Consider the following 11,728-nt stretch of genomic DNA (forward strand, 5'->3'; position numbering starts at 1 on the left):
TGCTCGCGATAGCGGTGCAACAGCCAACCTCAATGGCGACTGACACTCCGTCATCGCGAGCAAGCTCGCTCCCACAGTACAGTACCTACCGAACCTCAAGCGGCGGCGGATTGCTCCAACGCCACACCCGCCCCCATCAGGCCGGGGTACGGCGCGGTCACCAGCCAGACCGGAATGCCCTTGAAGTAATCGCTCATGCAGCCCTTGTCGGCGAAGCAACGGGCGAAACCACTTTCGAGGAAGAAATCGGCAAACCGCGGGACCACGCCACCGACGATGTAGACACCGCCGCGCCCGCCCAACGTCAACACATTGTTGCCGGCCACGCGCCCCAGCCAGCGGCAGAACTGCTCGAGCACTTCCAGGGCAATGGGGTCGCCAGCCAGGCCGGCGGCGGTGATGGATTCGGGGGTGTCGAGCACCGGCACATGGCCGTCCACCGCGCAGATGGCCCGGTACACCCGAGGCAACCCGCTGCCACTCAGGGCGGTTTCGGCGCTGACGTGGCCGATCTCGTTGTAGATGTGCTGCCACAGCTGGGTTTCCCGCGGGCTGCTCATGGGCAGGTCGACATGGCCGCCCTCCCCCGGCAACGCCGCGAAACGGCCTTCGCCCAAGTCCAGCAACGTACCAACGCCCAGCCCGGTACCCGGGCCGATCACCACTGCCGGGCGCAACGGCTCCGGGGTGCCTTCGCATACGACCCGGTACTCATCGGGACGCAAGCAAGTCATGCCCAGGGCCATGGCCGAGAAATCGTTGACCAGCAACAGCTTCTCCACCTGCAAGGTCTGGCAGAACGCCAGGTTGCTCAGGCGCCAGTGATTGTTGGTAAAGCGAAACTCATCGCAGCTCACGGGACCGGCCACCGACAGGCACACCGAACCGATGGCGCCCGGTTTCAAGCCCAGGCCATTCAGGTACACCTGGATGGCATCTTCCGGGCAGGCATAATCCGCTGTTGCCAGCACCTGGATGTTTTCCAGGGTGTGGTTTTTCCACAGCGCAAAGCGTGCGTTGGTCCCACCGATGTCACCGACCAAAGCCAGTTTCAATTAAGCGTCTCCAGGGCAGAAGTGAAGGCGCTGGCGCCCTGCTCCGCCGAGCTGAAGGCCATGCGCATGAAACCGAACAGCTCGCGGCCGGTGCCGATGTTGTTGCCCAACAGGCCCTTGGCCGGCGTGCGCGCGGCGAATTCCTCGGCGTCCACCTTCAATTCCAAGGTGCCTTTGACGCCATCGACGCGGATGATATCGCCCTCCTGCACCCGGGCCAACGCACCACCGACATAAGCTTCGGGGCTGACATGAATGGCCGCCGGGATTTTCCCCGACGCGCCGGACATGCGCCCGTCGGTCACCAGCGCCACTTTGAAGCCACGGTCCTGCAATACGCCGAGGAACGGCGTCATCTTGTGCAGCTCCGGCATGCCGTTGGAGCGCGGGCCCTGGAAGCGCATCACCGCGACAAAGTCTTTCTCCAGCAGGCCGGCCTTGAATGCATCAGCCAGGTCCTGTTGATCCTGGAAGACCATGGCCGGGGCTTCGACGACCTGGTTTTCCAGGGCCACAGCCGAGACTTTCATCACGCCACGGCCCAGGTTGCCTTCCATCACCCGCAGGCCGCCTTCCGGCGAGAACGCGCGGGCCACCGGGCGCAGGATATTTTCGTCGAGGCTTTCGATCGGGCCGTCGCGCCACACCAGCTCGCCGTCCTCGAGGAACGGCTCCTGGGTGTAACGGCTCAGGCCGTGACCGAGCACGGTGTTGACGTTTTCGTGGAGCAAACCGGCTTCCAGCAATTCACGGATCAGGAACGACATGCCGCCCGCCGCCTGGAAGTGGTTGATGTCGGCCTTGCCGTTCGGGTAGACATGACTCAGGGTCGGCACCACCTCGGAGAGGTCGGCCATGTCCTGCCAGGTCAGCTGGATACCCGCCGCCATGGCGATGGCCGGCATGTGCAGGGTGTGGTTGGTGGAACCGCCGGTGGCGTGCAGCGCAACGATGGAGTTGACCAGCGAGCGTTCGTCGACGATTTCGCCGATGGGCATGAAGTTGCCGCTCTGCTTGGTCAGGCGCGTGACCTGGAACGCCGCTTCACGGGTCAGGGCATCGCGCAGTGGAGTGTTCGGGTTGACGAACGAAGCGCCCGGCAAATGCAGGCCCATCACTTCCATCAGCAACTGGTTGGTATTGGCCGTGCCGTAGAAGGTGCAGGTGCCCGGGCTGTGGTAGGACTTCATCTCCGATTCCAGCAGCTCTTCGCGAGTGGCCTTGCCTTCGGCGTAGCGCTGGCGAACGTCGGCTTTTTCCTTGTTGGAGATGCCGGACACCATCGGTCCGCCGGGTACAAAGATCGTCGGCAAGTGACCGAAGCGCAGCGCGCCCATCATCAGGCCCGGGACGATCTTGTCGCAGATACCGAGCATCAGCGCGCCATCGAACATGTTGTGGGACAACGCCACCGCCGTGGACAGCGCGATCACTTCGCGACTCGGCAGGCTCAGTTCCATCCCCGCCTCGCCCTGGGTCACGCCGTCGCACATCGCTGGCGTGCCACCGGCGAACTGGCCGACCGAGCCGATCTCGCGCAGGGCTTTCTTGATCTGTTCCGGGAAGGTTTCGTAAGGCTGGTGGGCCGAGAGCATGTCGTTATAGGAAGACACGATGGCGATGTTGGCCGCGTTCATCATCCGCAGGTGATGCTTGTCTTCGGTGCCGCAACCGGCCACGCCGTGGGCGAAGTTGGCGCATTGCAGCTTGCCGCGCGTCGGCCCGTCGCTGGCTGCACCACGGATCAATGCAAGGTAAGCCTGACGCGTGGCGCGACTGCGGGCGATAAGCCGTTCGGTGACCTCAAGGACGCGGGGATGCATGTGTAGAACTCCAGGCTAACGGGTGTGGCGACCTGATTGTCTATGCTGGTCAAAAGCCCCCTGGCGTTGGGCGACAGGCGGTTTACTGACCATTCGGACCAGTTGATTCAGGTCACTCGTTGTAGATAAAACAAAATATTGCCACTAAAAAGGCTTGTTTTCTATTTTTATGCGAATAATCTTGTAATTCCAACAACAAATCGATGGCGGCGCCGTTAATGACTCTTCGAATCGCAATCAATGGTTTTGGCCGCATCGGCCGCAACGTTCTTCGTGCACTGTATACCCAAGGCTATCGTCGCGACCTGCAGATCGTCGCCATCAACGACCTGGGCGACAGTGCGATCAACGCTCATCTGCTCAAGTTCGACACGGTCCACGGTACTTTCGACGCCGACGTGCAGCACGATCACGAAAGCCTGACGGTCAATGGCGACCGCATCTCGGTCAGCGCCATCCGCAACCCGGCCGAACTGCCTTGGGCCGCTGAAAAAATCGACGTCGTGTTCGAATGCACCGGCCTGTTCACCGACCGTGCCAAGGCAGCCGCGCATATCAGCGCCGGCGCCCGCAAGGTGATCATCTCGGCCCCGGCCAAGGGCGCCGATGCCACCGTCGTGTACGGCGTGAACCACGATATCCTGCGCCAGTCCCACCAGATCATCTCCAACGCTTCGTGCACCACCAACTGCCTGGCCCCAGTGGCCCAGGTGCTGCACCGCGAGCTGGGCATCGAAAGCGGCCTGATGACCACCATCCATGCCTACACCAACGACCAGAACCTGACCGACGTCTACCACAGCGATCCGTACCGCGCCCGCTCGGCCACCCAGAACATGATCCCGAGCAAGACCGGCGCCGCCGAAGCGGTGGGCCTGGTGCTGCCGGAACTGGCAGGCAAGCTGACCGGCATGGCGGTGCGTGTACCGGTGATCAACGTGTCCCTGGTGGATCTGACCGTGCAACTCAAGCGCGAAGCGTCGGCCGAGGAAGTCAACGAACTGCTGCGCCAGGCCAGCCAGCATTCGAAAATCCTCGGCTACAACACCCTGCCGCTGGTCTCCAGTGATTTCAACCACAACCCGCTGTCGTCGATCTTCGACGCCAACCACACCAAGGCCAGCGGTAAGCTGCTCAAGGTACTGGCCTGGTATGACAACGAATGGGGCTTCTCCAACCGTATGCTGGATAACTGCCTGGCGTTGTGTAACGCCGAGTAACTGACACGACAGTATTGAGCTTTTCTGTGGAGCGAGCTTGCTCGCGATAGCGGTGTATCAGCCAGCATCAATGGCCACTGATGCTCCGTCATCGCGGGCTAACTCGCTCCCACAGGGTTACGCTTTGTGAAATGAATGAAGACTTGACCCGCTCGCCAGATGATAAGCATTATCATCTACTCGAACCGGATCGGGCCTTACCGTGAGTCAATCGCGCTTTCATCACGTCTTCCTCGCCCAACGCACACCGCTGCTGCGCACCCTCGAGCGCATGGTCAGCAACCCCAGTACCGCCGAAGACCTGCTCCAGGAAACCTACCTGCGTGTCACCCGTGCATTGGCCGAACGCACGGTCGAGCACCTCGAACCCTTTGTTTTCCAGACCGCCCGCAACCTGGCGCTGGACCATCTGCGTGCCCGGCGCATCCAGTCGCGGACCTTGCTGGATGACGTACCGCCGCAGGTCCTCCACAACGTCGTCGCCCCCCAGAGCAGTGCCGAGGACGCCGCCCATGCCCAGCAACTGCTCGAGCGCCTGAACGTCAGCCTCCAGGCCCTGAGTTCGCGACAACAGCAGATCTTCATTCTCAGCCGCCTGCATGGCCACAGTTACCAGCAGATCGCCGAACGCCTGGGCGTCTCCCTGAGCACCGTGCAAAAGGAACTGAAACTGATCATGGCGATCTGTGTGGGTGTGGCTGAACGTAGCCACGCCGAGCAGTGACCCGCCCCGACGCTTCAGGCGATAAGCGGCGTACACGCTTGCCACTTGCTGCGTACAGCTTGTAGCTTGAGCCCGTGCCGCTAATACCGAGACCCCACTGTGACGGACAATCACCGCTCTGCCGAGCCCACTGCGACGCCGGAAACCGCCCATGCCATGGAGCAGGCGCTGGACTGGCTGATCCTGCTGGACAACCCCAGCGAGGAACAGACGCGGCAGTTCCACGCCTGGCTGGCGGCCGATCCGCGCCACGGCGAGGCGTTCGCCCGAGCCCAAGCGATCTGGAACGGCCCGCAGGTGATGGAAAGTGCCCGCCAACTTGAAGCCGCGCCCAAGGTTACCGCGCTGTCGCGCCTGCGCGCCCACTGGAAACCCCTGGCCACTGTCGCCGTGCTGTTTCTCGGTCTGTTCAACTTCAGCGACCTGCCCCTGCGCTTGCAGGCCGACCACCTGACCGTGGTCGGTGAGCGCCAGCGCCTGCAATTGGAAGACGGCTCCAAGGTCCTGCTCAACACCGATTCGGCCTTCTCCAGCACGTTCAACGAGCAGCGACATGTGGCGCGCCTGTACAAGGGCGAGGCGTTTTTCGAAGTCCCGGGCAACCGTAACCTGCCGCTGGAAATCGATGCCGGCCCGGTCATGGCCAGCGTCAGCGACACCACGTTCGCCGTGCGCTACCTCGACGGCGTGGCCCAGGTCCAAGTGCAGCGTGGCGACGTGGACCTGCGGGCCACCCGCAACGACACCCATGTGCGGCTGTCAGCTGGCGAAAGCATCCGCATCGGCCCCAACGGCTTCGACCGCCCGGCCCGGCTCGATGCCAACACCGACCTGGCCTGGGTCCAGGGTCGGCTGGTGTTCGAAAACCGGCCCCTGAGCCAGGTACTGGCCGAGCTGCGACGCTATTACCCCGGCTGGATCATCAACAGTAACGAACAATTGGCCAACGTGGCTGTGACCGGCAACTACCGCCTCGACCAGCCGCTGGACGTGGTCCGTTCGCTGGCCCATATCACCTCGGCGCGGCTTCAGGAGTTCCCGGCGCTGGTGATCCTGAACTAAATGAGAATTATTTTTACTCGATAGGCTCCGCTGATTCGTCTCGTTATAGCCAATGCAATTGATTCGCATCCAGCGATGTGGATCTGCACCTATAACAGATGCGACACGGAGCGCTCTCGATGTCCTCTCGCCTTACTTGCCGGTTTCTTGCCCCCTCTTGCACGCTGTCACTGCTCACCGCCGCCCTCCTGATGGCCGGCACAGCGCCGCTCGCCCTGGCCGCCACCACCGTGCAACCCGCTGCACGCAACATGGGCGACTACACCTTTGCCATCGCCCGGCAGCCCCTGGTTTCGGCCCTGAATGCATTTACTGCGGTCACCGGCTGGCAAATCGGGATGCCCGCGGAACTGGCCGCAGGCGTCGCCTCGCCAGGAGTGAACGGCTCGCTGTCACCTGAAAAAGCCCTGGAGCGCCTGTTGGTGGGGACCCACCTGAGCTACCGCAAGCTGGGCGACAACAGCATCGTCCTGGAAAAACGCAGTGCCGGCGGCGCGCTGGAGTTGCAACAGGTAACCATCAGCGCCACCCGCCAGGAACAGGACATCACCAGCGTACCGAGCACGGTCACGGTCCACGACCGCCAGGAACTGGATCGCAACAACGTCAATACCCTCAAGGATCTGGTGCGCTATGAACCAGGCGTATCGGTAGGCGGCGCGGGCCAGCGCGGCGGTATCAGCGGCTACAACATCCGCGGCATCGACGGCAACCGGATCCTGACCCAGGTCGACGGCGTGGAAATTCCCGGCGGCTTCTTCAACGGCCCCTACGCCAAGACCCAGCGCAACTACGTCGACCCGGAAATCATCAAGCGCGTGGAAATCCTGCGCGGTCCGGCCTCGGTGTTGTACGGCAGCAATGCCATTGGCGGTGCCGTCAGCTACTTCACCCTGGATCCGGACGACATCATCAAGCCAGGCGAGGATGTTGGCGCCCGCCTGAAGACCGGCTACAGCTCCGTCGACGAGAGCTGGCTCAAGTCCGCCACCGTCGCTGGCCGTAGCGGCCAGTTCGACGGCCTGTTGCACTACAGCCAGCGCGACGGTCACGAAACCGAATCCTACGGCAGCCACAACGGCACGGGCCTGGACCGCACCGCGGCCAACCCCCAAGACGTGCGCGCCAACAACGTGCTGGCCAAGCTCGGCTGGAACTACAGCGATGACGCACGCCTTGGCCTGGTCTACGAGAAATACAAGGACGACCGCGACAGCGACCTGAAAAGCGCCTACGGCGGGCCCTACGCCAACGGCCAGCCGACCATCCCCGACTTTGTACTGCCCGGCGGCATGTACCAGTGGCGCACCGGCAACGACACCATTACCCGCGAGCGTTTCGGCCTGGAACACAGCTTCGCCCTCGACAGCCTGCTGGCCGATCACATGAAGTGGAGCCTGAATCACCAGGTCGCCAAGACCAACCAGAGCACCGCCGAATTCTACTTCCCCATCACCCGCCAGGTCCTGCGCACCCGGGAGACCCTCTATGAAGAGAAACAGTGGGTCTTCGACGCGCAACTGGAAAAGGCCTTCAGCGTCGCCGACACCGATCACGCGCTGACTTACGGCACTACCCTCAAGCAACAGAAAGTCACCGGCTCGCGCAGCGGCAATGGTGTGTGCCTGGCGGTTGGCGTCGGTTGCTCCGCGGTAGGCGCCATCAGCACCCGGGACGTGTTGGCAAAAGCCAGCGATTTCCCGGACCCGACCATCAACACCTACAGCCTGTTCGCCCAGGACCAGATCAGTTGGGAGCGCTGGACCTTCATGCCAGGCCTGCGCTACGACTACACCCGGCTCAAGCCGCACCTGACCGAGGAATTCCTCAACACCGTGGACCCTACCGGCGGCGGTACGGTCAGCGGCAAGAACAAGACCTGGCATCGCGTCTCACCGAAGTTCGGCCTGACCTACGCCCTGAGCGATGAGTACACCTGGTACGGCCAGTACGCCGAAGGCTTTCGTACCCCGACCGCCAAGGCCCTGTACGGTCGTTTCGAGAACACCGACGCCGGCTATAGCGTAGAACCCAACCCCGATCTGGAACCGGAAAAAAGCAAGAGCTACGAGACTGGCCTGCGCGGCCGTTTCGATTCCGGCTCGTTCGACGTGGCGGTGTTCTACAACAAGTACCGCGACTTCATCAACGAGGACGCCATCAACCCTGGCGCCGATCAGTTGACCTTCCAGAGCAACAACATCAAGCACGCCACCATCAAGGGCGCCGAGGCCAGGGGACGCTTGGAGCTGGAGGTGTTTGGCGCGCCAAAGGGCCTCTATACCCAAGGTTCGGTGGCCTACCTCTATGGTCGCAACAACGACACGGGCGAACCGCTCAATAGCATCAACCCGCTGACCGGTGTGTTCGGCCTGGGCTACGACCAGGACCGCTACGGTACTTTGCTCAGTTGGACCCTGGTCAAGAAAAAGGACCGCGTCGACGACAGCAACTTCAACTCGCCCGATGGCGTGAGCAGCCAGTTCAAGACACCGGGCTTCGGCATCCTCGACCTGAGCGGTTTCTACAAGGTGACCGACGACGTCACTGTCAGCGGCGGCCTCTACAACCTCACCGACAAGAAGTATTGGCTCTGGGATGACGTGCGCGGCTACGACAGCGTCGGCGAAGCGGCGGTGCTGAACCCCGCCAACCTCGATCGTCTGACGGCACCCGGGCGTAACTTCGCGGTGAACCTGATTTGGGATATCTGATTTCCCTGGCAATACAAATACCTGTGGCGAGGGGATTTATCCCCGCTGGGCTGCGCAGCAGCCCCAAAAAATGCCTCCGTTTATCTGAAGTACCAGGTAGGCATTTCGGGGCCGGTACGCGCCCATCGGGGATAAATCCCCTCGCCACAAAATGGGCTACTCAAAGGAATCTCTCATGACCACCCTGCGTCCCGCTTCACGCTCCCAACGCCTGAACCAGATCACCCACGAGCCCCACAGCAAGCTCGACGCACTGGTCAAGGCCCACGCCCCGTTCGAAACCCCGGCCAGCTTCGCCCGTTTCGTCATCGCCCAGTACCTGTTCCAATCGGAACTGGTGGCGCTGTACAACGACGCCGAACTGTCCGCCCTGATTCCCGACCTCCCGGCCCGATGCAGGGCGCAAGCGGCCAAGGCGGATCTGGCAGACCTGGACACCGAAGTCCCTGCGCCAGTGGCCGGTGCGGTGAAAAAACCGACCCAGGCCGAAGCCCTGGGCTGGCTGTTCGTCTGCGAAGGCTCCAAGCTCGGCGCCGCGTTCTTGATCAAGCGTGCCGTGGGCCTGGGGTTGAGCGAGACCTTCGGCGCCCGACACCTGGCAGAACCTGCCGGTGGGCGCGCCGAAGGCTGGAAATCCTTCACCCGCACCCTCGACAGCCTGGCCTTTACCGAACAGCAGGAAGCCGAGGCGGACAAAGGTGCCCTGGACGCCTTCAACCGGTTTACGGTGTTACTGGAACAAGCTTATGCGGCCGAGCTGGCCTGATCGCTTAGCCCGCTCCCACATTAAAATGTGTATGCCTGAAGATACTGATGAACCGCCCCTCGAAACTCACCCAACTGCTCTTCGCCCTGCTCGCCTACGCTAGCCTGGGCATTGGCCTGGTCGCCATCGTCGTGCCTGGCTTGCCGACGACCGAGTTCATCCTGCTGGCCGCCTGGGCCGCGACCCGCAGTTCGCCGCGCCTGAGCGCCTGGCTGGAGAACCATCGTCTGTTCGGACCGATTCTGCACAACTGGCGCAACGGCAAGGTTATCCCGCGCCGGGCCAAGGTCGGTGCCACTACCAGCATGCTGCTCTGCGCAGGCTTGATGCTGGTGCTGCTCGACCATGCCTGGCCGGTTTACCTCGCGCTCGCCGGCATGGGCCTGGGCAATCTGTGGATCTGGTCGCGCCCGGAACAGGCACAAGGCTCTTGTGGCGAGGGAGCTTGCTCCCGCTGGGCCGCGAAGCGGCCCCCAACGGATTTTTGATCTATGATCGCCCTCTCGTACTGGAGGGCTTTCGATGTCAGATCTGCTCACGTCCATGCAAACCGCACTCGGCTTGCCGACGACCCCGATCACCTTCGCTGGCGATGGCGCGCTGCCCTCGGCCTTCGCCGTCACGGAGCTGGCCAGCGCCAGCATCGCCGTGGCCGGCCAGGCGACCGCCGAACTCATCCAGCAACAAACCACTCGCCTGCCGCCTGTCGAGGTCGACCGACGCCTGGCGTCGTTCTGGTTCTCCACCTCCCTGCGCCCCATCGGCTGGAGCGTGCCGCCGATGTGGGACCCGGTGGCCGGCGACTACGCCAGCGCCGACGGCTGGATTCGCCTGCACACCAACGCACCGCATCATCGCCTTGCGGCGGAAAAAGTCCTCGGCACCTGCACCGACCGCGCCGACATGGCGGCCAGGGTGGCCCGATGGAACAAGGCCGAGCTGGAACAGGCCGTGGTCGACGCAGGCGGTTGTGCCGCCGAGATGCGTTCGTGGCAAGCGTGGCAGGCCCATCCCCAAGGGCTGGCGGTGAACGCCGAGCCGCTGGTGCACCTGAGTGAAACGACTGGAGAGCAGCGCAAACCCTGGCTCGGCTCCGTGACCCAGCCACTGGCGGGCCTCAAGGTGCTGGATTTGACCCGCGTGCTGGCCGGCCCCGTCGCCAGCCGCTTCCTCGCCGGCCTGGGGGCCGACGTGCTGCGCATCGACCCGCCGACCTGGAACGAACCCGGCGTGGTGCCGGAAGTCACCCTGGGCAAACGCTGCGCCCGCCTCGACCTGCATCGGGCCGATGATCGCGCAGCATTCGAGGCACTGCTCAAGGACACCGACATCCTTTTGCACGGCTACCGTGCCGACGCCCTGGAACGCCTGGGCTACGGCGCCGAGCAGCGCCGGCAGATGGCCCCGGGCCTGATCGACGTCAGCCTCAATGCCTACGGCTGGAGCGGCCCGTGGCAGAACCGGCGCGGCTTCGACAGCCTGGTGCAAATGAGCAGCGGCATTGCCGAAGCCGGCATGGGCTGGAAACACACCGACAAACCGACACCGCTGCCGGTGCAGGCGCTGGACCATGGCACCGGCTATCTGCTGGCGGCCAGCGCCCTGGTGCTGTTGTCCCGGCGCCTGGCAAGCGGTCAGGGCGGCTCCGCACGCCTGTCATTAGCGCGCACGGCAAAGCTGTTGATCGAACGTGGCGCAGGGGATTCGACTCTATTGCGAGCCGAGGCTGAGGATGATCAGGGCCTGTTGGTCGAACAGACGCCATGGGGACCGGCCCATCGCCTGCACGTGCCCTTGAAAATCACCGGGACGCCGCTGCAATGGACCTTGCCAGCGGCGGAACTGGGCGCGCATCGCCCACAGTGGTAATGACCCATGCCTGGGTGTCGATCACAGTTCATTGTGGCGAGGGGATTTATCCCCGCTGGGGCGCGAAGCGGCCCTGAAACCTGGCGCCTCGGTGTGCCAGGCAAATCACCAAGCTTTTTTGCGGGGGGCGCTTCGCACCCCAACGGGGATAAATCCCATAGGCGCTAACCAAACCCCTCGCCCCGTAGCCCGTCTCGCTGGTATCCCCGCGTGTTTCGCGGGGACTCACGTAAAGCATTGCTAAAGTAATCCCATTGCTCAAGGCAATCGAATAGCGACAAACATGGACCGATTGCGCCACAAAGCAGCCAAAGGACAAACGCCATCTCACGCCAGCGAGAGCGCCGCAGATCCACCTGCTCCCGTTCGTTTTTTTGTGAGCTCTTCCTTTGGCTCAGGGGAAAAATGCTCGCCTTCTGCGATCAACCGCTCGATCAGGCAAGCCACCAATAATTTCCCTTGCAGCCAGGCTTTTGCACCTTCGGGATTTTTCTT

The 11,728-nt window shown here is 63.0% G+C and carries 9 protein-coding genes; 7 read left to right on the forward strand and 2 right to left on the reverse strand.

Going from position 1 to position 11,728, the window contains the following annotated elements:
• Nucleotides 1–95: 95 nt before the first annotated feature.
• Complete coding sequence (locus BT116_RS28150) at nt 96–1,055, reverse strand: glucokinase (protein ID WP_072348869.1); 960 nt, start codon at nt 1,053–1,055, stop codon at nt 96–98.
• Nucleotides 1,052–2,878: a phosphogluconate dehydratase gene (edd, locus tag BT116_RS28155; protein WP_072348871.1), complete on the reverse strand. Its 1,827-nt coding sequence runs from the start codon at nt 2,876–2,878 to the stop codon at nt 1,052–1,054. Before edd ends, BT116_RS28150 begins: the two co-directional genes overlap by 4 nt.
• 218 nt (nt 2,879–3,096) lie before the next feature.
• On the opposite strand from edd, the gene gap reads away from it, so the two are divergent.
• From gap to BT116_RS28190, 7 genes are all read left to right on the forward strand, one after another.
• Nucleotides 3,097–4,098 carry a type I glyceraldehyde-3-phosphate dehydrogenase gene (gene gap / locus BT116_RS28160; RefSeq protein WP_047228368.1) on the forward strand — a complete coding sequence of 334 codons (1,002 nt, stop codon included), beginning with the start codon at nt 3,097–3,099 and terminating at the stop codon, nt 4,096–4,098.
• Between the two features lie 202 nt (nt 4,099–4,300).
• Complete coding sequence (locus tag BT116_RS28165; protein WP_072348873.1) at nt 4,301–4,822, forward strand: RNA polymerase sigma factor; 522 nt, start codon at nt 4,301–4,303, stop codon at nt 4,820–4,822.
• Nucleotides 4,823–4,921: 99 nt separating this feature from the next.
• Nucleotides 4,922–5,884: a FecR family protein gene (locus BT116_RS28170; RefSeq protein WP_072348875.1), complete on the forward strand. Its 963-nt coding sequence runs from the start codon at nt 4,922–4,924 to the stop codon at nt 5,882–5,884.
• Between the two features lie 119 nt (nt 5,885–6,003).
• Entirely contained in the window at nt 6,004–8,598 is a 2,595-nt protein-coding gene (locus tag BT116_RS28175; protein ID WP_072348877.1) for a TonB-dependent receptor, read from the forward strand.
• 175 nt (nt 8,599–8,773) lie between these two features.
• Nucleotides 8,774–9,364: a biliverdin-producing heme oxygenase gene (locus BT116_RS28180; protein WP_072348879.1), complete on the forward strand. Its 591-nt coding sequence runs from the start codon at nt 8,774–8,776 to the stop codon at nt 9,362–9,364.
• Nucleotides 9,365–9,411: 47 nt separating this feature from the next.
• Nucleotides 9,412–9,852 carry a YbaN family protein gene (locus BT116_RS28185; RefSeq protein ID WP_072348881.1) on the forward strand — a complete coding sequence of 147 codons (441 nt, stop codon included), beginning with the start codon at nt 9,412–9,414 and terminating at the stop codon, nt 9,850–9,852.
• Between the two features lie 34 nt (nt 9,853–9,886).
• Nucleotides 9,887–11,233, forward strand: coding sequence for a CoA transferase (locus tag BT116_RS28190; protein WP_072348883.1), 1,347 nt, complete (start codon nt 9,887–9,889; stop codon nt 11,231–11,233).
• The last annotated feature ends 495 nt before the right edge of the window (nt 11,234–11,728 follow it).

Source organism: Pseudomonas sp. NFACC16-2 (assembly GCF_900119205.1).
Lineage (GTDB): Bacteria > Pseudomonadota > Gammaproteobacteria > Pseudomonadales > Pseudomonadaceae > Aquipseudomonas > Aquipseudomonas fluorescens_Q.